At 64.4% G+C, this 21447-nt stretch carries 15 protein-coding genes; 5 read left to right on the top strand and 10 right to left on the bottom strand.

The features are described from left to right. The first annotated feature begins 67 nt into the window (after window positions 1-67). A complete protein-coding gene (locus tag ABIB56_RS01520) occupies window positions 68-1591 on the top strand; it encodes a lipopolysaccharide biosynthesis protein (protein WP_354567038.1) in 1524 nt (507 codons plus the stop codon). 471 nt (window positions 1592-2062) lie between these two features. Here the strand turns inward: ABIB56_RS01520 and ABIB56_RS01515 are convergent, their stop codons facing one another. After that, window positions 2063-3247 (bottom strand): right-handed parallel beta-helix repeat-containing protein, encoded by a 1185-nt coding sequence (locus tag ABIB56_RS01515; RefSeq protein ID WP_354567037.1) that lies wholly within the window; start codon window positions 3245-3247, stop codon window positions 2063-2065. Window positions 3248-4247: 1000 nt separating this feature from the next. Between ABIB56_RS01515 and ABIB56_RS01510 the strand changes: the two genes are divergently transcribed. Beyond that, window positions 4248-4700: an FAD synthase family protein gene (locus ABIB56_RS01510; protein ID WP_354567036.1), complete on the top strand. Its 453-nt coding sequence runs from the start codon at window positions 4248-4250 to the stop codon at window positions 4698-4700. A gap of 12 nt (window positions 4701-4712) precedes the next feature. Here ABIB56_RS01510 and recQ read toward each other — a convergent pair whose 3' ends face one another. From recQ to ABIB56_RS01495, 3 genes are all read right to left on the bottom strand, one after another. Next, window positions 4713-6581 (bottom strand): DNA helicase RecQ, encoded by a 1869-nt coding sequence (gene recQ, locus ABIB56_RS01505; protein ID WP_354567282.1) that lies wholly within the window; start codon window positions 6579-6581, stop codon window positions 4713-4715. Window positions 6582-6730: 149 nt separating this feature from the next. Beyond that, on the bottom strand, window positions 6731-7657 hold the full coding sequence (locus tag ABIB56_RS01500) for a CPBP family intramembrane glutamic endopeptidase (RefSeq protein WP_354567034.1): 927 nt from the start codon (window positions 7655-7657) through the stop codon (window positions 6731-6733). A gap of 111 nt (window positions 7658-7768) precedes the next feature. Beyond that, window positions 7769-10291 (bottom strand): 5'-nucleotidase C-terminal domain-containing protein, encoded by a 2523-nt coding sequence (locus ABIB56_RS01495; protein ID WP_354567033.1) that lies wholly within the window; start codon window positions 10289-10291, stop codon window positions 7769-7771. Between the two features lie 161 nt (window positions 10292-10452). Between ABIB56_RS01495 and ABIB56_RS01490 the strand changes: the two genes are divergently transcribed. Continuing rightward, a complete protein-coding gene (locus tag ABIB56_RS01490; RefSeq protein ID WP_354567031.1) occupies window positions 10453-11310 on the top strand; it encodes an EamA family transporter in 858 nt (285 codons plus the stop codon). A 94-nt stretch (window positions 11311-11404) separates the two neighbouring features. Next, entirely contained in the window at window positions 11405-12280 is an 876-nt protein-coding gene (locus ABIB56_RS01485) for a LysR family transcriptional regulator (protein ID WP_354567030.1), read from the top strand. Window positions 12281-12336: 56 nt separating this feature from the next. On the opposite strand, the gene ABIB56_RS01480 is transcribed toward ABIB56_RS01485, so the two are convergent. From ABIB56_RS01480 to ABIB56_RS01465, 4 genes are all read right to left on the bottom strand, one after another. Continuing rightward, window positions 12337-13191, bottom strand: a complete 855-nt coding sequence (locus ABIB56_RS01480; protein ID WP_354567028.1) for an aldo/keto reductase — start codon at window positions 13189-13191, stop codon at window positions 12337-12339. Beyond that, a complete protein-coding gene (locus ABIB56_RS01475; RefSeq protein WP_354567026.1) occupies window positions 13188-14159 on the bottom strand; it encodes an aldo/keto reductase in 972 nt (323 codons plus the stop codon). The genes ABIB56_RS01480 and ABIB56_RS01475 overlap by 4 nt, the downstream gene beginning before the upstream one ends. Window positions 14160-14303: 144 nt before the next feature. Next, complete coding sequence (locus ABIB56_RS01470; RefSeq protein ID WP_354567025.1) at window positions 14304-14726, bottom strand: GNAT family acetyltransferase; 423 nt, start codon at window positions 14724-14726, stop codon at window positions 14304-14306. A gap of 225 nt (window positions 14727-14951) precedes the next feature. After that, entirely contained in the window at window positions 14952-16949 is a 1998-nt protein-coding gene (locus tag ABIB56_RS01465) for a DEAD/DEAH box helicase (protein WP_354567024.1), read from the bottom strand. Window positions 16950-17207: 258 nt separating this feature from the next. Here ABIB56_RS01465 and ABIB56_RS01460 point away from each other — a divergent pair, with 258 nt between their 5' ends. Further along, window positions 17208-17450 (top strand): hypothetical protein, encoded by a 243-nt coding sequence (locus ABIB56_RS01460; protein ID WP_354567023.1) that lies wholly within the window; start codon window positions 17208-17210, stop codon window positions 17448-17450. Here the strand turns inward: ABIB56_RS01460 and ABIB56_RS01455 are convergent. Both ABIB56_RS01455 and ABIB56_RS01450 read right to left on the bottom strand, forming a co-directional pair. Beyond that, window positions 17447-17914: an NUDIX hydrolase gene (locus ABIB56_RS01455; RefSeq protein WP_354567022.1), complete on the bottom strand. Its 468-nt coding sequence runs from the start codon at window positions 17912-17914 to the stop codon at window positions 17447-17449. The genes ABIB56_RS01460 and ABIB56_RS01455 overlap by 4 nt on opposite strands. Window positions 17915-18109: 195 nt before the next feature. Then, window positions 18110-21412: an efflux RND transporter permease subunit gene (locus ABIB56_RS01450; protein ID WP_354567021.1), complete on the bottom strand. Its 3303-nt coding sequence runs from the start codon at window positions 21410-21412 to the stop codon at window positions 18110-18112. Window positions 21413-21447: the final 35 nt, after the last annotated feature.

Genomic DNA, 21447 nt, shown 5'->3' with positions numbered 1-21447 from the left:
CAGTTCATTGCGCGCGTGATCTGCCCTGCCGCGCTCGCATATGCGGATCATGTCGGAGTAGCTCTCGATGACTGATCCCGTCGGCGCGGCACAGGAATCAACCGTAGGTCTTGGCAAGCGAGCAGCACGTGGCGCCGCCGTAACCCTCTCTGCCCAGGGTGCCAAGATTCTCATCCAGGTGGCTTCAGTCGTTGTTCTGGCGCGGCTGCTCGATCCGCGAGACTACGGCCTGATCGCCATGGTCATGACCGTTATCGGCGTAGGCGAACTGCTTCGAGATTTCGGTCTCTCATCGGCGGCGATTCAGGCACCGCAGCTTTCGCGTGCACAGCGCGACAACCTGTTTTGGACCAACACGGGCATCGGCATTGTGCTCGCCGTGCTGGTGTTCTTCTTCGGCGGTGAGCTACTTGCGCTCATCTATCGCAGGGACGAGCTCATACCGATCGCGCGGGCACTCTCGTTAGTTTTCATCCTTAACGGTCTCACGACACAGTATCGAGCCGACCTAGTTCGGCGCCTGAGATTCCGCCAACTCGCCCTAGCCGACATCTTGTCACCGGCGCTCGGCCTCCTCCTGGCGATCGGTGCTGCCCTTCTCGGATGGGGATTCTGGGCATTGGTTGTGCAACAGGTCAGTCAATCGCTGATCCAGCTGACCATCAACTCGATCTCCGCCCGCTGGATTCCGGGGCTACCACAACGGAACGTGCCGATGCGTGCCTTCCTGAAGTTCGGCTGGCATCTGGTCGCCAGTCAGCTCATCGGCTATGTCAGCAATAACACCGACTCCTTCATCATCGGGCTGCGCTTCGGGACCATACCGCTCGGACTCTACAGCAGGGCCTACCAGCTTCTCACCACACCACTCAATCAGATCCGTCTGCCTTTGACCACGGTTGCGCTACCCGTATTGTCTCGACTGCGGGATGACAATCGACGGTTCGCCGATTACATCGCACAGGGGCAGCTGGCGCTTGGATATACAGTCGTCCTCGGTCTCGGTCTCATCGCGGCTGCGTCATTCCCGGTTACCGCAATCTTTCTCGGCCCGAAGTGGGAATCGGTCGCTCCGATCTTTTCACTGCTGTCGATCGCTGGGATCTTCCAATTGTTGGCATTTGTCGGCTACTGGGTCTATGTGACCCGAGGATTGACCGGAGCACTTTTTCGTTTCACCCTTCTGAGTTCCGCAATCAAGGTCGCCGGCATCCTCATCGGATCACAATGGGGCGTCGTCGGCGTCGCAGCGGGATATGTGATCTCCGCCGCCGTCGAGTGGCCCATCTCTCTAGCTTGGCTGTCCCGCCGGACTGATTTGCCAGTGCGGCGTCTCTACGCCGGCGCATTCCGGATCTTGACGCTGGTTGCAGTAGCGGGCATTCTCGCGGCCTTAGTCGTTGATCTGCTCGCACCGTTCGGTCCGATACCTCAGCTGGGCGCGGCACTATTGACGATGCTCTGCGTTTACGCGCTTGCCTGCCTTCTCGTGCGTCCGATCCGGAAAGATATTGTCTCCGTAATCAACCTAGTCAAGCTTCTGAGGCGTACTCGCGGAGCCGCACCTGAGACACCGGCCACGGCCGAATGAGCAACGCTTCAAGCCGACTGGATTTCTGAGTCTTTAGCGTTATCGGATCGCTCAGGCGCACTCGGGCCGGATTTTCAATAGCAACTCGATTAGCCGGGACATCGTGGAGAACCACGGCTGCAGCCCTAATACTCGCTCGATCACCAAGTAGGACGTCACCGAGGATGGGCGCTCCGGCGCCGACAACCAGTGGAGGCCAGCAACTCCATGCCAAAGCACCACTCGGTCATGAATTTATGGAATGCCAAAGCTGGCAGGGGAACTGCCCGCGGGTGAACTGCTGTGCCCTAAGCGCCACCGTGGTACGAAAAAGCCAGAACGCTAAACGAATACGAGGATTTCGGTTCACGCGACGATCGGCCTGAATGACCTGCCACACATTGGAGTCTCTCTGGGTCACCAGGTCCTCCTGATCGAGTGCGCTCACAGGGTCGCGCTCGTCGCCAAACGGAATCCAGCGGTCGGCGTTCCCTACTTCCCTGCCACCTCACCGACGTTCTGACGCTGCCATTCGATGAACTCAGGGTGCTCGACGCCGTTAACGAATAGGTGGACATCGGAATGCAACTGTCGCTGCCCTGGGGTCGCGTGGCTGGTGATTCGCAGCTTGTTCGAGGCGGAAACCGGCTTCCCCTCAACAAGTGGATCGGTGATCGTCACCTTCGAACTCGCACCGAAATTGATCGCGTCAAGGATGATGTGCGCCCATGGCGTCCGGGCGAATGAGCAATCGGTGATCCGAATGTCACTGTCATTGCCCTCGAAGTTCAGACCAGAGACATTGTTGTCTTCAAAGCGCGAGTTTTCATAGACGAGCGTGCCCGTCGAATGATAGGCAGTGACGGCCGCCCCGAACTTCGCGTCGTGCAGATAACTGTTTTTTATGGTGAACCCGTCGAGCATGTTGATGCCGATGAGAGATGCACTATTTCGAATGCCTGAAGCATTCCGACCATCGATCTCTGTGCCATCGATCGTTACGTTGTTCGATCGATAGAGCCCAATTCCGAAGGTCTCACCTGGGTTCGCGTTGTTGTCTCCGGGAATCCCCTGGACTTTCATTCCCTCGATCACCGAATTATCGGCGTAGTGCAGCATCAGCCCGTTGTAGAGATGACCCTGCTCCGTGCCGACGAGCGAGAAATCTGCAAGGTGCACAGGAACGTTGGCGGGGAGGCCCTCCCCATTCGGCCCGTATCCGCCCACACGCATCAGGTACAACTGGTTCGTACCCACCGGCGCGGTCGACTGCGAAGGAACGGATGCGGCCTTCGTCGATGAATGAGGCACAAGCTGGAAGAGCGTCTTGCCACTACCCGCACCAACGATTCCTCGCACATTCGGCAATGGGAAAATCGCGATCTTGTTGGTATCAAAGTCTGTCGCGCTGTAGGTGCCCGCCTTGAAGTGAACCTCTTTACCCACCGGGACCTGACCCAGGGTTGCCGTCAACGAATTGTTAGCAACAAGTGAGGAGTAGGTGATGGCATTCCCCGGCACAGGCGGCGTGGTCGGCTTGGTGGGCTCCGGGTTTGTCGGTTCGGGGTTCGTCGGTGTCGGCGGAGCCGTCGGGGTCGAAGTGGGGCTGCCCGATGGAGACGGAACGCCCGGAACTACCGGTTTTAGGGTGTAGGCCTTCAGCTCATCGAAGGCCACACTGCGCGCTGAACTCGAACTGGAGATGTAGGACCACAGCGCGACCGATCCGGCTTGCTGGATACGCTCAGCGCTCGAGTCGCTCACCGCCACCTGCCAGGCCGGCGTAACGGCGCCCGAACGCCAAGCTCGAACAGCCAAAGCCACCGGATCACGGCCGGCGGTACTGAATTCGAGCGAGATACGATTCCCCGCGGTAAGACCAGTCAGAGCAACCACCTCCTTGGAGAGTTTGGTCTGCGCTCCAGACTTACGGTTGACCCGCGCCGTCGAAACTAGGGCGGTGCCATTGGGCGCAAGGCGTACCTGAGCCAGGTAATAGCCGCTGAACGACGATCGCAGGCGGATTCCGGTGTAGATACCGTTTCCCTTGCTGGGAAGACTCGGCACTATAAGAGTGGTCCGCGCGATCGCATCAAGTGCCGAGGTCGAGGGCAGCACCGCCGTCACTGATGATCCTGGCCGCGGTGCGGCCGCGACGCCCGCCGTCCCATTGGACGAAAAGGACGCAGGTTCTGAATAACTGTATTTGCCGCCCAGTTGGGCCGAGCCCCAACCCTGGGCTATGAGGCGATTGAGGTTATCGGAGACGATTGCCCTGTCGGCGACATAGGTTTGAGCGTGTGCTGGAGCGACCGCGACTACAAGCCCGGCAGTAACAACTGCAATTGAGAGAGCCGAAGTGCCAGCGATAACCCAACGACGTCGGGAATGGTGGACGATGGCGCGCTTGTGCTTAGCGGTATGCACGATAGACGGGGTTCCTATGCGGATTCGTGGGAGTACGACAGAGGTAAGCCGACTCCGCATGGTAGTCGAGCGGGTTGATACGAAGAATAACGGATTGATTGCAATATGTCGACATCCGTATCCCCCTTTCAGGTGACATGAGCCCGAATTAGTCGCTAATCGGACCGGTTCGCAGCTAGAGTTTAGGTCTCCCTGCGCTTACCCGAGCGCTGTTCTACCCTTTCAACCCGAATAGAAAGGTGAAGCATTCGTGAGCCCACGAGTCGGCTATGCCGCTGGTGCCTTCGATCTGTTCCACGTCGGCCACCTCAACATCCTCAAGCACGCCAAGAGCCAGTGCGACTATCTGATCGCCGGCGTCGTCTCCGACGACATGCTGCAACTGACTAAGGGCATCACCCCGGTTATCCCGCTCGCTGAACGACTCGAGATCGTCAGCCACATCAGCTACGTGGATGAGGCGCGCGCCGAGGTCCTCCCTGACAAGCTGGACACCTGGCGTGACGTCGGATTCAACGTCTTCTTCAAGGGCGACGACTGGCGCGGCACTGACAGGGGCCAACGGCTCGAGCGAGAGTTCGCGGCGATCGGGGTCGAGGTGGTCTATTTTCCGTACACGATGCACACCTCGAGCACGCAGCTTCGGCGGGCCCTCGACGCGATCACCGCCGGAGCGGGAAGCATCGTCGAAGCGCAGGCTTAGGCACGTACCGCTCTATCCAGCGGCGCCGAGCACTCCCAGGATCGCCTCGCCGTACTTGGCAAGTTTGTTCTCACCGACGCCGCTCATCGTGCCGAGTTCGGCGAGCGTAGATGGGATGCCGGTGGCGATCTCCCTAAGCGTCGCGTCGTGGAAGATGACGTAGGCGGGCACGCCCTGCTCTTTTGCTTCCGCCGCGCGCCAGGTGCGGAGCTGTTCGAAAACGGGCGCCGCCGAGGCCGGCAGATCGGCGAGTGCCGTGCGCCGCGCCCTGGCCGCACGGGTTGGGCGTTCGGGCTCGCGCCGCAGCATCACGCTGCGCTGGCTGCCGAGAACCGCAGCGCTCGACTCCGTGGTGATGAGTGTTCCGTAGCCGTCACTGTTGACCGCCAAAACGCCCTGCGCGAGGAGCTGGCGAACCACGCCGCGCCACTCCTGCTCGCCGAGCTCTGTGCCGATGCCGAACGTGCTCAGGCTCCCGTGGTCGTACTGCGTGACGCGAGGGGTGGTCTTGCCGAGCAGGATGTCGATGATCTGCCCGGCGCCGAACTTCTGGTTGCGCTCCCTCTGCAACCGCACGACGGTGGAGAGCAGCTTCTGCGCGGGAACGGTGCCGTCCCAGGCCTCAGGGGGTGAAAGGCAGGTGTCGCAGTTGCCGCACGGCGTCGAGATCTCGCCGAAGTAGGCGAGCAACTGCACCCGCCGGCACTCGACCGTCTCGCAGAGGGCGAGCATGGCGTCGAGGTGGGTGCCGAGCCGACGGCGGTGCTCTGCGTCTCCCTCTGACGAGTCGATCATGCGACGCTGCTGCATGACATCCTGCAGGCCGTAGGCGAGCCAGGCTGTCGACGGGAGTCCGTCGCGGCCGGCGCGACCGGTCTCCTGGTAATAGCCCTCGACTGATTTGGGCAGGTCGAGGTGGGCGACGAAACGCACATCGGGTTTGTCGATACCCATGCCGAAGGCGATCGTCGCGACCATCACGATGCCATCCTCGCGGAGGAAGCGCGACTGGTTGGCCGCCCTCAGGCGCGAGTCGAGCCCGGCATGATAGGGCAGGGCCGGGATGCCGTTCTGCACGAGGAATTCGGCTGTCTTCTCCACGGACGCCCTCGACAGGCAGTAGACGATGCCCGCGTCACCGGCATGTTCGCTGCGCAGCAGTTCGAGCAGCTGTTGCTGCGGGGCGTTCTTCGCGGCGATCCGATACTGGATGTTGGGGCGGTCGAAGCTCGCGACGAAATGACGTGCATCGGCCAGTTGCAGCCGCTTCTGGATCTCGAGATGGGTCTGCTCGGTGGCGGTCGCTGTGAGCGCGATGCGCGGAACCGCCGGCCAGCGCTCGTGCAGCATCGAGAGCTGCAGGTAGTCGGGTCGGAAGTCGTGGCCCCACTGCGACACACAGTGCGCCTCGTCGATGGCGAAGAGCGAGATGACCCCTCGGTCGAGGAGATCGGCGGTGGCGGAGACGCGCAGGCGCTCCGGCGCGAGGTAGAGCAGGTCGAGCTCGCCGGACAGGAAGGCACGCTCGACGGCGGTGCGCTGGGCCGAATCCTGGGTTGAGTTGAGGAACGCGGCGCGCACGCCGACGGCGGAGAGGGCATCCACCTGGTCCTGCATGAGGGCGATGAGCGGCGAGATGACGACGCCGGTACCCTCGCGCACGAGTGCGGGAATCTGGTAACAGAGCGACTTGCCGCCGCCGGTCGGCATGAGCACGAGGGCATCACCACCGTCGACCACCTGCTGGATGATCTGCGCCTGTTCACCGCGGAACGCGTCGTACCCGAAGACGGTGTGCAGCGCCTCCTCCGCGGAGGCATAGCGAGGTGTGGCAGCCGTCACCGGCGCGCGCTCGATCGCCGACAGCTCTGCGTCCGACATCTCCGAATCAGTGGGGAAGGGCGGCGGTTCGTCCCAGGGGTCGGGTGGCGCCTCGATATCCGGATCCCAGGGGATCTCCGCGCTCCAACTCACCCCGCGAGTCTAATCGCGGGCGCCGACAGCGAGTCTCGAACGAGCCAACTGTGGACTCAGGCGGGAAGCGGCGCCGGCTCGGGGAGAGGAGCTCCGACAACGCGCGTCCTGGCGATGCCGAAGCGCTTCGCCGCGACCAGCACCAGCCAGGAATAGAGCGCCAGCGTGACGGCGGAGACCACCAGTTCGCCCCAGCTGCCGGTCTTCGAGTCAACATTGACGAGCCCGAAGCCGCCCATCACGAAGATGACGGTGTTGTTGACGACGTGCGCCACGATCGACGCCTCCAGCCCGCCGGTGCGCCAGACCAGCCAGGCGGCCGTCACGCCGAAGACAGTCACGTCGAGCAGTCCCCAGATGTCGTAATCGTGACCGAAGGTGAAGAAGGGGATAGGAAGCAGAATCGCGAAGAGCGGATGCCTCAGCCAGCCACCGAAGGTCTGCATCAGGTAGCCACGGAAGAAGAACTCCTCCGCCGTCGCCTGCAGCGGCACCAGGAGCACGGCGACGATCACGATGATCCAGGTGTCGGAACGGATCGCGGGTGCCGTGAGCGGTTCACCCAGCAACAGCGGCAGGAGGAGCGAGGAGAACAGGGTTGAGGCGCCGTACGCAACGACCACGGGCACGAGGAGCCGCAGCATCCACCTCCAGCGCAGCCGACCGGCGACGGAGGAGAGCAGCCCGACCGGACGCGGACCCATGATGAGCCGCGCACACCAGATCGCGGGAAGGATCAACGCCACCGACCCGAGCGAGAAGGCGAGGATCACCGGTGAGCTGTTGTCGATCACGCCGGTTGACACCAGCTTGAGCATTTCGGTGCTGATGGAGGGAACGGCGAGCGCCGCGATCACGAAGAGCACCACGAGGATGATCGTCAGGGCGACGTAAAACCCGATAGCGATCAGCGCGACGATGAGGGGCTTCCACCACCGGTACGAGGGCGACGACCGCGCCAGGCGGTGATAGGAGAACTCCACGCGCCGGGCCTAGAGGATGAAGTGTGGGGGAGCCGCGTGCGCTGTCGTTTCGGCGGTCTGCTGCCTTCTCGGAAGCAGCGAACCGCCGAAACGACAGCGCACAGGGTGGGGTCAGTAGACGAGCAGCACGCTCGGCCAGGAGACCGAGTTCTTCAGCTGGCCGTTGCCACCGAAGGTGGCGATCGGAAAGTGCAGTCCGCGGCTGAGCGGCGGCACCGTGACTGTGATTCGTCCGTTGTCGGTCGCGGTCAGCGTGGCCGTCGCCAGCACCTTGCGGCCGTCGTAGATGACCACGTCTCCGGTCGGCGGCACGCCGTTGCCGTCGACCCTGACCGTGTAGGTCACCGGTGCCCTGTGACTTACGAGGATGCGGTCGGGCGATGCGAAGATCGACGACGACAGCTTGCTCACCATGACCGCCGCCGAGGTGGCCGTGCCGTCGGTGAAGCCATCGGCCTTCGCCGTCACAGTAACGGTCACCGATGCTCCGGCATCCGCCGGGACGAGTGCGTACTTCGCCGAGGTGGCCCCTTCGATCGCTGTGCCGTTGCGGCTCCACTGGTAGGAGAGCGACGGGTTGTCGACGCTCCACTTTCCGCCGTCGGTGCTCAGCGTGCCACCGACCCGAGCCTTACCGGTGATCGTGGGCTGCGTCACGGTGGTGATCGGCTTGGCCGGCACCGTGACCTCGATCGGCACATCGATCGAGGTGCCGGTCGAAGGAACAGAGACGTTCAGCTTGAGGGTTCCGGCCGGCGTGCCATCCGGAACGGTGACGGACACGGATGCCCGGCCAACCTCATCCGTCAGGTTGACGATCGCGGGGTCGATCACCGCGGAGCCGAGCTCGGTTCCCCCCGCGCTCACCACTGCGGTTCGCGTGTTGGGTTCGCCGTTGCTGAACAGCAGCGAGGAGAGGTCGAGTGTGACGGTGTCGCCGGCGCTGTAGCCGTCAGCATCCGGCGCCGAGACCTTCACGCCGACCGCGCGCTGCTTGTAGTTGGGCGAGGCCGTCGGGTTCGCGACGAAGTAGTCGACCATGCTCTGCAGGTCGATCTTGCCGGTGTCGCCGGCGTTCGTGCCCTTGGCGAGGGTGAAGAAGTTGTCACCACCCGATGCGAGGAAGGAGTTCACCACCACCTTGTAGTTGTCCGTCGGCTGCACCAAAGTGCCGTCGACGTAGACCGCGGTGATATGGCTGCCGACGGCTGCGCTCGGGTCGTAGCTGTACTTCAGAGCCTCCGAGACGCCGAGCTTGAGGAATGGCCTGGTGGCCGCTGCCGGCTGCCACTGCTCCTCCAGCAACTGCTTCAGCTGGGCGCCGGTGAGCGTCTCCGTCACCAGGGTATTGGCGAAGGGCTGCACGCTCGCCGCCTCCTGGTAGGTCACGCGACCGTCGATGTCATTGGGCGTGGTCGCGCTGGCGGCGTACTTCAGGTCGGTGCGCAGTCCGCCCGGATTCATCAGGGCGATCTGGGCGCCGCCGTCTTTCGCTGCCCACTGCTGCACGTCGGCGACGAAGTTGCCGAGGGTCGACTCTCCACCGCGATTCTCGGTGATCCCGTCGGCCTGGCTGGCGCGGTTGAAGTCTGCCGTGATGGTGCCGACAGGAGCGGAGCCCTTGTCCTTCGCCGCGGCAACAGCGGCGGCGACGATCTGGGCCACCGCCGGATCCGGCGCGAAAGCACCGAAGAGCGGCTTGACCTCTGAACTGATGCTGAGCAGCGCGTGCGAGGTCGGGTCGACCGAGAGTGCGATGTGGCCGTAGTTCTCGCCGTACTTGCCGGCCTGCAGAACGGGACGGGTGCGATCGGTGCCCGGAATGGCGATCTCATGGTTGTACGCCTGGTGCGTGTGACCGGAGACGATGGCGTCCACGTTGGCATCGAGTCCGTTCACGATTTTGCCGAAAGCAGAATCGCCGGTTGCGGCGGCGAGAGTCGCGTCGGCCGCGCCTTCGTGCACGGTCAGCACGATAACATCCGCTTCGCCGTTGGCCTGGTTGCCGTCGCTGAGCTGGTCGGCGACCTTGTTGACCTCGGTGGTGATGTCGCGGAACTCGAGGTTCGCGACACCGGCCGGGCTCACGAGGGAGGGGGTCTCATCCGTCGTCGCTCCGATGAAACCAACGGTGACGCCGCCCACCTGCTTGAGCGCGTACTGGTCGAAGGCTGGCTGGCCGATGGTCTTGTCGTAGATGTTCGCGCTCAGCAGCGGGTAGTTGGTGGCCGGGATGATGCGATCCGTGAGGTCGGCCTGGCCCTTGTCGAGCTCGTGGTTGCCGACGGCGCTCGCGTCGACGCCGATCTGGTTGAGCGCGTCGATGGTCGGCTGGTCGTTCTGGATGAAGGAGGTGAAGGTCGAGGCACCGACCGAGTCGCCGCCGGAGACGACGAGCGTGTTGGGGTTGGCCGCCCGGTAGGAATCGACCATGCCACCCAGCACTGCTGCTCCCGCGGCGGGGGTCGCCGCCTCGAGGCGACCGTGGAAGTCGTTAAAACTGAGGATGTCGATGTTCACCGCCGCATCGGCGGCTAGCGCGGCCGGGGCGGCGAGACCGGAAACTCCGAGAGCGATTGCTGCGGCGACCGCGGCAATCGAAATGCGGCCGGGACGGGATGAGAATGGTGCCATGACTCCGGGGTCTCCTTCATTGGGCAGACAGGCGGGCGCACCCCCCGGTCGGGGGTCATTGGCACACTAACCCGCGGGAGCGCCCGAGGCCAAGGGTTCGCACGAACTGGTCACCGAGCGTTAACCACTAGCGTGGAACTCTCCCGTCAGATTGGCCCGCCATGCTCGCTGTTCTCGTCGGTCTGGCCGGCGCATTCGTCTACGGCGGGGCGGACTTCATCGGCGGCGTCGCCTCGAGGCGCATCAGCCCGATCCGGGTGACGGCCATCGGAGGACTGGCCGGCCTCGTCTTACTCCTGGCGATGTTCCCCGTCATCGGCGGGCAGTGGTCGTCGCAGGCCGTGCTGCTGGGTGCCATCTCGGGTGCGACGGGCGCCGTCGCCATCTCACTGCTCTACGCCTGTCTCGCCATTGGACCGATGAGCATCCTGTCGCCGCTGACCGCTCTGGTTTCGGCCGTCGTGCCCATGCTGGCGGGCGTGCTCCGCGGGGAGCGACTCGGCGTCGTCGCCTACATCGCCATCGGGGTCGCACTCGTCGCCGTCGTGCTGGTGGGCTTCGTCCCGGAGAAGGGTGCCGTCCGTCCCTCGCCGAAATCGCTCCTCATGGCGATCGCTGCCGGTGCGCTCATCGGCGTCTTCCTGATCCTCATCGACCTCACCCCCGACGACTCCGGCGTCATCCCATTGATCATGAATCGCGCCGTCAACGCGATCATCATGTTCGGCGCGGTCGGCGTCGTGTGGCTGCTGCGCAGGTCGAAAAGGCCGGCGGCCGGGGGCTGGCGGCCGGGAATCGTGCTGGCGATCATCGGCGGAATCGTGGATGCCTCGGCCAACGTCATCCTGCTGCTCGGTCTTCGTCTCGGCGAACTCACCATTCAGTCGGTGTTGACGGCCCTCTATCCCGCGGGAACGATCATCCTCGCTGCCGTCGTGCTCAAGGAGCGGATCGCACCGGTGCAGATCGTGGGACTGGTGCTCGCGTTGGCTGCGGCGGTGCTGCTCGCGCTGGCCTGATAACGTCGGTCGGTTCAGCACCATCGGTTTTTCTCTGGCACGGTCAAGTCGGCGCACTTCTGAACGCCGCGGCATCCATCGATAGGATCGTTGAATGGAATTGCGCCAGCTCGAGCACTTCGTCACGGTCGCCGACGAGCGACACTTCACCAGGGCGGCAGAACTGCTGCAGATCTCCCAGTCGGGGCTCTCCGCCTCGATCCGCGCGCTCGAGCTGGAGCTCGGCACCTCGCTCTTCACCCGCAGCACCCGCCGGGTCGAGCTGACCGCCGCCGGCCAGGCCCTGCTGGCCGACTCGATGCGCACGCTAGCGAGCGCCGCCGCCGCGCAGAACGCCGTGGCCGCGGTCCGGGGACTCGTGCGCGGCAGGCTGACCGTCGGCGCAGAGCCCTGTGTCGGTTCCGTCGATCTGCCGGCCGAACTCGGTCGCTTCAGGGCGGCGAACGAGGGCGTCGAGGTGAGATTGCGGTATGAGGGCTCCGTTGAGATCCTCGAAAGCGTCGCCACCGGACGGGTGGATGTCGCGCTCGTCGTCGTCACCGGCAGCACTCCGGCCGGCGTGCGGCTCCGTCCGCTCACCACGCAGAAACTCGTCGTGCTGTGTCACCCCGATCATCGCTTCGCCAGACGCGACGAGATCGACCTGCAATCGGTTCACGCTGAAACACTGATCGGTTTCCAGCCGGGCTGGGGAGCCCACGTGCTCGCCCGGCGCGCCTTCGCCGCCGCCGGTTTCGACTACCGTGCCGCGATGGAGGTCAACGACGTGCATCCGCTGCTCGATCTCGTCGGCTACAACCTGGGTGTGGCTATCGTGCCGCAGTCCTTCGCGGCCAAGCGACCTGGCGTGCTGCGCGCCATCGCCCTGCCCGACGACATGCCGGAGTGGACAGTTGTGGTCGCCGCGGCCGAGGAGCCGAGCCCCGCGGCGGCGGCGTTCCTCGACCAGCTGGCACAAAAGAACGCCTGACCCAGACGCGACGACGGCGCCCACCTCAAGAGGTGAGCGCCGTTCCGTATGTTGCGTCAACCGAGTGTCGCGAGCTCCTCCGCCGAGAGGCTGACGTCGGCCGCCTGCACCGAGTTGCGAATACTCTCCGGCCGTGTCGCACCGGGGATCGGTATGACGTGCGGCGACTTCGACAGGTGCCAGGCGAGGGCGATCACCTGCGGCGTGAGTCCGCGGGCGTCGGCCACCGCCTGGAACGGCGCGAAACGTTCACCGAGCGCGGCTGCGGACGAGATGCCGCCGAGCGGGCTCCACGGCAGGAAGGCGATGCCCAGTTCGTCGGCAAGTGCCAGCTCCGGCTCGCTGCTGCGGAAGTTCGGCGAGAACTGGTTCTGCACCGAGGCGAGACGGCCGCCCAGGATCTCCTGCGCGAGGCGGATCTGCTCAGGGTTCGCGTTCGAGATTCCGGCCAGGCGGATGGTGCCGGCATCCAGCAGGTCGCGGATCGCACCGATCGAATCCTCGTAGGCGACGTTCGGGTCTGGCCGGTGAAACTGGTACAGCCCGATGGCGTCACCGCCGAGTCGCCTGAGCGAAGCCTCAGCAGCCTGGGTGAGGTACTCGGGTCGCCCGTCGATCGTCCAACTGCCGTCCCCCGGGCGCAGATGACCGCCCTTGGTGGCCACCAGCACGTTCGTTGTGTCGCCACCCCAGGACGCGATCGCCTTCGCAAACAGCGACTCGTTGTGGCCGACCTCGGTGGCGTCGCGGTGATAAGCGTCGGCGGTGTCGAATAAGGTCACGCCCTCGTCGAGTGCCGCGTGGACCGTGGCGATCGAGCGGGCCTCATCCGGGCGTCCCTCGATCGACATCGGCATGCCGCCGAGGCCGATTGCGCTGACGTCGAGATCGGCGATTCGTCTCGTCTTCACCAGGCGTAATCCTCGGGAGCCGGCTTGTGGCCGGGGAAGATGGCATCGAGGCGCGTGAGTGCGTCGGCGTCTAACGTGATCGCGAGCGCACGCACGCCGCCGTCGAGCTGCTCCTGCGTGCGCGGGCCGATGATCGGCGCCGTGACCGCGGGCTGATGAAGCAGCCAGGCCAGGGCGAGGTCGCCTGGCTCGTGGCCCAGTTCATCCGCGAATGCTTCGTATTCTTCGAGCGCAGCGCGGTTCTCCTCCACGGCCTCGGCCGAGCGGCCCTCCAGCCGACGCACGCCGTCGCGCTCCTTGCGCACTACGCCGCCGAGCAGCCCACCGTTGAGCGGCGACCACGGGATGATGCCGAGACCGTTCGCCTGCGCGGCCGGGATGACCTCGAGCTCTACCTCGCGCTTCAGCAGATTGTAGATCGACTGCTCGCTCACCAGGCCCGTGTAGTTGCGCTTGCGTGCGGCCTCCTGGGCGGTCGCGATGTGCCAGCCGGCGAAGTTGCTGCTGCCGTTGTAGAGGATCTTGCCCTGGGCGACAGCGGTCTCCATGGCCTGCCAGATCTCGTCCCACGGGGTATCGCGGTCGATGTGGTGGAACTGGTAGACATCGATGTAGTCGGTCTGCAAACGCTTCAGGCTGGCATCCAGCGCACGGCGGATGTTGAGCGCCGAGAGCTTGCCTTCGTTCGGCCAGTCGGTCATGTCGCCGTAGAGCTTGGTGGCGAGCACCGTGTGCTCTCGACGGTTGTCGCCCTTGGCGAACCAGCGACCGACGATCTGCTCAGTGGCGCCTTTGCCGAGGCTGCCGCCGTAACCGTTGGCGGTATCGAAGAAATTGATGCCGTACTCGTGGGCCGAGTCCATGATCGAGTGCGAGTCCGCTTCGCTCGTCTGCGGACCGAAGTTCATCGTGCCGAGGCACAATCGGGAAACTTTGAGGCCTGAACGGCCCAGATGTGTGTAGTCCATGACTTCCATGTTTCTCCTGCCGGAGTCATCTGTCCAACAGGTGATGTGGATGCCACTGAGTAGCGGTGCTTCTCAATGGCATCAGGGCGGCAACTCTCGTCACTAGCTCTCGTTCGTCAGCTCTCGTTCGTCAGCTCTCGTTCGTCAGCTCTCGTCGAGGATGAGGCGCTTGCCCAGGCTGACCACCTGGTCCTCTCCGTAGCCGAGACCCCGGTAGAAGCCAAGCACCGCGAGATTGTCGGAGCGCACCTGGAGGTTGAGCTTCGGGCATCCGGCCTCGCGGAGGAGTCGCTCGACCTCCGCCATCAACTGGCGGCCGAGTCCCGAACGCCGGCTGTCGGGATCGACGGCGAGGTAGTGCACCCAGCCGCGGTGCCCGTCGAAACCCGCCATCGCGGTGGCGACGAGTCTGTCGTCGATCTCCCCGACGATGAACAGCTCCGGCTGTTCCGTCATCTTGCGGACGATGTCGGCACGCGGATCGTTCCATGGGCGCACCAGTTGGCAGGCGGTCCAGAGGGCGATCACGGCGTCGGTGTCAGTGGGGTCAAAGGGGCGGAGGTGCATCCTTCCATCCTCGCAGGCCTCACTGCCCGCAACCTGCTGCCGCCGTCCTACGCGACGGTCTAGGAATCGAGAGTCGCCAAATGGCCCCTCCGCGGCGCTCGTGGAGGCCACTTGGCGACTCTCGTGGCCCTTGGGCGGCGAGAGACAACGCGAAAGGCGCCCGCCCCAGTGGGACGAGCGCCTTTCGACGGCTCCCTTCGACAAGCTCAGGGGGCGACTCGATGGTTACAGCGCGGCGAGCTCTTCGATCAGCTGGTCGCCAGGAACGACCGGAACGACGGACGCCTTGATCTCGGCGCGGCCGAGGAGTTCGTCCATGCGGCGGCGACGCGAGCGCGAAATGAGCGTGACGACGGTGCCGACCTTTCCGGCGCGTCCGGTACGACCGGAGCGGTGCAGATAGGTCTTGTACTCGTCGGGTGCATCCGCCTGGATCACGAGGCTGATGTCATCGACGTGGATGCCGCGTGCCGCAACATCCGTCGCCACCAGCACGTTGACCCGGCCGCTGGTGAGCAGCTGGAGGTTGCGCGTACGGCGGGACTGGTTGAGGTCACCGTGCAGTGAGGTGGCGGGGATGCCGGCATCCTCGAGCTGGTCGGCGAGCTGCTCGGCGAACGCACGGGTGCGGGCGAAGATCAGCGTCTTGCCCTGGCCTCCGGCAAGCTCCTCGATGATGCGGCCCTTGTCGCGCTGCTCGATGAGGAGAACGCGGTGGTCGATCGTTGAGGAGGCCTGGTCTTCACCGGCGACCTCGTGAACCGCAGGGTCCTTGAGGAACTGCTTGACCAGGGTGGCGACACCTTTGTCGAGGGTGGCGGAGAAGAGCAGCTTCTGGCCGCCCTGCTTGGTCTCTTCGAGGATGCGCTGCACGGGCTCGAGGAAGCCGAGGTCGCACATGTGGTCGGCCTCATCCAGCACGGTCACGAAGACCTCGCTGAGGTCGAGACGACCCTGCTCGATGAGGTCTTCGACGCGGCCAGGGGTGGCGATGACGATGTCGACGCCGCGCTGGAGGGTGGAGACCTGCTTGTACTGCGGCACGCCGCCGACGATCGTCGTGGTGAACAGGCCGACGCTGCGGGCGATGGGCTGCACGGTGCGGTCGATCTGCATGGCGAGTTCGCGGGTCGGGGCAAGGATGAGCGCGCGGGGCTTGCGGCCCGGCTTGCGGCCTGCTCCACCCATGTTCTCCATGAGACGCTCGACGAGCGGCGCACCGAAAGCGATGGTCTTGCCGGATCCGGTCTTGCCGCGGCCGAGGACATCCTTGCCAGACAGGACGTCCGGGATGGTGGCTGCCTGGATCGGGAACGGCGTCTCAGCGCCCATGGCGATGAGCTGGCGAGTCATATTGTCGCCGATGCCGAGGTCTTTCCAGGTCGTGCCGACGGCGTCATCCGCGGTGATCACCTTGGCTTCGAGACGCTCGAGAACGACGTCCTCGTGAGCCGCGAAGGATGCCGACTTCGTGTCCTGATGCTTCGCCGGGTAGAAGTCGCTGTCACGGCGTGGTGCGCGATCCTCGAACGAACGCTGCGGGCGGTCGTTGTAGGAGGGACGCTCGGTGCGAGCAGGGCGATCGCTATACGACGGACGCTCGGTGCGAGCAGCGCGGTCGTTGTACGACGGACGCTCGGTGCGAGCAGCGCGGTCGTTGCGGTCGCCGTAGGAAGGGCGCTCCGTGCGGTCGCCATAGGAGGGGCGCTCGGTGCGAGCCGGACGGTCGTTGTAGGACGGACGCTCGGTGCGCTCCCCATAGGACGGGCGCTCGGTGCGCTGCGGACGGTCGCCATAGGCAGGACGGTCCGTGCGAGCCGGACGGTCGTTGCGGTCGTTGTACGCGGGCCGGGCCGGGCGGTCGTTGTACGAGGGACGCTCTGTGCGGTTGGGGCGATCGCCGTAGGACGGGCGATCACCGTACGACGGACGCTCGGTGCGCTGCGGGCGGTCACCATAGGCTGGGCGCTCGGTGCGAGCGGGACGCTCATTGCGGTCGTTGGTCGGCGTCCAGTTAGGGCGACGGTCGCCCGATGCTGGGCGATCGCCGGTGCGCGCCGCACGGTCATCCTGGGTCCAGCGCTTCTTCGTCGGGGCGGCGTCACCGTGAAAACCGCGGTGTCCTTCGCTGCGGCTGCCGGGCTGCGAGGCTCCGGTGTTGTACTTCTTGGCAGGTCGGCCTGAGGCGGGCTTCTTGCCCGCGTTGTATGAATTCGTGGCCATGATGGTCTTTCCGGGTTGTGTTTAGTTGCATGGCAGCGCACTACCAACTAGCAGCACTTCTGCTGGAACCCGGGCAATCTTTGGCCAGGACCGTTTCACATACGTGATTGTTCCCACGTGGTTCCAAGGAGTAGTTGGAAGGTGAGGGAAACCGGCCCGAAAGACTTACAAACCCATTCGCAAGATTTCGCGATGTCTAGAGCCGACCGGACTACGTTACCTGATCATTCGAAAAAGCGCATTAGATTAGCCGGAATCATGAAGCGAAAATTCCGTGTGCGGCGCCCGCGCGTGCTCACGGTGCTGGCACTCGGAGCGATTCTCCTGGCGCTCGCAGCCTGCGCTCCCACGGGCACGCAGTCGGAACGGGTGACCTCCACCAATAAACCGGTCTACCCGCTGGTGAAGACCTACCCATCGATCAGGGTCAGCGACAACGTGACTTATGAACTTCTCATGCTCAGTGACGAACTCAGTGTGTGTATGGAGAAGTCGCTCTAGCGCTCGAAGCGCGCTGCTGCGTTTCCTTCGACAGCAACGCTGATCCGGGCACGCATCTCATCCGCCATGTCGGGCAGGGTGTCGAGCCGGTACCAGCCGGCTTCGGTGTTCTCGCCATCTGTCGGAAACGGCTCACCGGATATATAGCTGCAGCGGAATACGAGATCGAGATACTGCGATTCGTCACCGTTCGGATACCGGATCATGGCGAGCGTTTTCACCCAGGCCAGCGATTCCGTGCGTGCGACGATGTTCGCCTCCTCGAGCACTTCGCGTTCTGCGGCGATCGCGGGCTCCTCGCCAGGGTCGATGATGCCGGTGACCGGGGTCCAGGCTCCAGTGTCCGCCCGGCGCACGAGAAGCACCTTGTCGTCTCGTACCACGACAGCTGTCACGCCGGAGAGCCAGAGCGGTGCGTGGCCGATCTTCTCACGGAGGGCGAGGACAAAATCGGGGGTGGCCACGTTCCCAGCCTAGCTACCGAAGGGCGACGAGACGGTCTGCCCAGTCGGCCTGCGGATGCGCCAAGCGGACAGCCTCCGCAAGCCAGGCGCGATCATCCGCTTCCAGCAGCGGAGCAACCGCCTCGAAATCCTGCTGGTCTTTCTCCTGGTCGTGGCGCTTGAGCCCCTCCCCTACAGGGCCTCGGCATGCGCGGGCTACGACACTTCGCCGATCGGGTGGTGCCGACGGTTGCCCCGACTGCGAACCAACCAGATCACGAGAGCGGCAATCAGGAGAGCAAGACCGACCACCGCGGCCAGTGCGCTACCCAGCAACTCGGTCGAGCGAGGCTCTGCCCCGTTCATCGTCCCGACGACACCGAGCGCGATACCGGCAGCTAACAGCACACCGCCCAGTATCGCGAGAACGCGGGTGACCACCGAAGCGCCAAGCGGCGGATATTCTTCCCGGCGCTCCTTCGCGCCCTCGACCAGGTAGTAGAGCACCGGCAGCACGATCAGCGTGAGCAGCGTCGACGACACGAGACCACCGATCACCACGATCGCGAGCGGCTGCGAGATGAACCCGCCGTGGCCGGTCAGACCGATGCCGAGCGGCAGCAGGGCGAAGATTGTCGCGAGAGCGGTCATCAGGATCGGGCGGAGTCGACGCGACGCGCCGTGGATGATCGCCTCGCCCACCTTCATCCCCCGGTTTCGATACTGGTTGACGAGGTCGACGAGCACGATGGCGTTCGTCACCACGATTCCGATCAGCATGAGCACACCGATGAGCGACGGAACACCGAGCGGGATGCCGGAGATTACCTGCAGCGCGATCGCACCGGTCGCTGCAAAGGGCACCGACACGAGCAGCAGCAGCGGCTGGCGCAGGCTCTTGAAGGTCGCGACCATCACCACGTAGACGATCAGGATGGCGACCAGCAGTGCGAGCCCGAGCTGGCCGAACGCATTACCCTGCTGCGAGGTGACGCCGCCAAGAGACGCGGATGCCCCGGCCGGCAGTTTCACCTTGTCCACAGCCGTGCGGACCAGCGTCGACGCCGTGCCCGTGTCGTTGCTGTTCGGGGTGACGCTGACCGTCGCGCTGCGCTCGCCCTTGATCGTGGTGATGCTGGACGGCCCGTTGACAGTCTCGACGGTGGCGAGATCGGAGAGCGGCTTGAGTCCGGTGGCGGTCGGAATCGTGAACGCCTTCAGCTCCGCGATGGTCGTCGGCGCTTTCGTGTTGTCGATGTAGATCGACAGCGTCTTCTCGTCGATCACGACGGAACCGGTGGCCGAGGGGTTCATGGCCTGCGTGATGATGCCGCCGACAGCGATCTCGCTGAGGCCTGCATCCGCAGCCTTCTGGCGGTCAACCTTGATGGCGATGTAGGGCTGGGAGGCCGAGAGGTTGCTCGAGGCCTCCGCCACGACATCCAGCTTCTTCACCCTGGCGAGGATGGCGTCCGCCGCCGTGTTCAGGTCTTTCTGGCTGGTCGCGGTGATGTCGACGTCGATGCTGGAGGACGCGAAGCCTCCGCCGCCCGCAGTGGAGAGCGAGATGGCGCCGGCATCCTTGACGGTGGCCAGCACCTTGCGCACCTGGCTCTGGAGCTTCTCCTGGTCGGCATTCGAATCGGTGGTCAGCGAGAAGCTGGTGGCTCCCCCTCCACCCGAGAAGGCAGAGCTGAGCGAGCTGCCACTGGAACCGATGGAGAGCTGCGTGGTCGTGATGCCTTTGATGTCCTTGAGCTTCGCCTCGACTTTCTTGGCCGCAGCGTCCTTCGCCTCGAGACTGGTGCCTGGGTCGAGCGTCTGGCTCACCGTGAGAGTGTTCTGGCCACTGCCTCCGATGAAGTTGGTCTTCAATCCGGCGGCGAGAAATCCGGTGCCGCCGAGAAGCAGCATGGCGACGATGATGGTCGCGAGCGGGCGCTTGAGCGTCCAGCGGATCACCGGCAGGTAGGCCTTCTGCAATCGGGTCGGAGTGTCGAGCTCGTCCGCCCGTTCGGCGACGGCGCTCTCCGTATGACGATGCGTCTTCTTGTTGCCAAGGAACCAGTAAGCGAGCACCGGAACGATGGTCAACGCCACGAAGAGCGACGCGGCGAGCGCGATCGACACGGTGAGCGCGAATGGACGGAACAGCTCGCCCGTCACATCCCCCACGAGTGCGAGCGGCAGGAAGACCGCGACGGTGGTGACCGTCGAGGCCGTGACGGCCCCCGCCACCTCGCGTACGGCGGTCTGGATGGCCTTGAGTTTGGTCTCGCCGAGAGTCAGGTGTCTCTTGATGTTCTCGATGACGACGATGGAGTCGTCGACCACCCGCCCGATCGCGATCGTGAGCGCACCGAGGGTGATGATGTTGAGGGTGTAACCGGATGCCTGCATGCCAATGAAGGTGATCAGCACCGAAACCGGGATGGAGATCGCGGTCACCAGCGTCGAACGAATCGACAGCAGGAAGACCAGGATCACGATCACCGCGAAGACGAGCCCGAGGAGTCCCTCGGTGGCAAGCGATTCGATGGACTGCTGGATGAACGGCGCCTGGTCGAAGACGACCTTCAGCTTGGTGTTGCTGCCGATCGACTTCTCGATGTCCGGAAGGAGATCGCGAACCTCCTTGGAGACCGAGACGGTGTTACCGTCCGGTGCCTTCGACACCTGGATGGTGAGCGCCTTCGCGCCGTCCACCCGGGAGATGCCGGTGACCGGGTCATCCTGGATCGCGACGGTGGCGATGTCGGAGAGTTTCGTCGGGGCTGAGCCGCCGAGCAACGGGAGAGCTGCGAGGTCGTTGGTGGAGGTGATGCGTGTTCCGGCCTGCACCGTGAGGGTCTTGGCGTTTTCGGTGATCTGGCCGGAGGGCAGCAGCGTGCCGTTGGCCTCGAGTGCGTTCTTGATGGCCTGCGTGCTGAGACCCGCGGCGAGCAGCTTGTTCTGGTCGGGGGTGATGACCACGCGCTGCACGGTGGTGCCGAGCAGGCTGGCATCGCTCACTCCGTCAAGCTTCTTGATGTCGGGGATGGCCGCGGAGTCGAGCTTCGCGGAGAGTGCAGCCTGGTCGAGATCGCTGGTCACGGCGACCTGCACGACAGGCAGGTCGGTGAAATTAAAGGTCAGAACGTTGGGCTGGATATCCTTCGGCAGTTGCGAGGAGATGCGGTTGATCGCCAGCTGCACCTTCTGCTCGGCTGTGGCGATGTCGGTGCCGTAGGTGAAAGATGCCGTGACGGTCGACGCGTTGGAACTGGATGTCGCGGTGCTCGAGTCGAGACCGGGCACGCTCTGGATCGCGGCCTCGATCGGTCCGCTCACATCGGTGTCGACGACGTCTGGCGAGGCTCCCGGATAGGCGGTCACGATGTACACCTGAGGCAGCGAGAGGGAGGGGATCAGCTCCTGTTTGAGGGAACTGAGTGCCACACCACCGAAGACTCCGACGACGATCGTGACCAGGGCGATGAGGGCCCGGTTGCGGAGACTGAAGACGGACAGAAAGTGCACGTGAAAGCTCCTGGAACTGCGACTGGCCGCGCTGC

This window comes from Glaciihabitans sp. UYNi722 (genome assembly GCF_040549465.1).
GTDB lineage: Bacteria > Actinomycetota > Actinomycetes > Actinomycetales > Microbacteriaceae > Lacisediminihabitans.
This window is presented reverse-complemented; position numbering and strand designations above follow the sequence as displayed.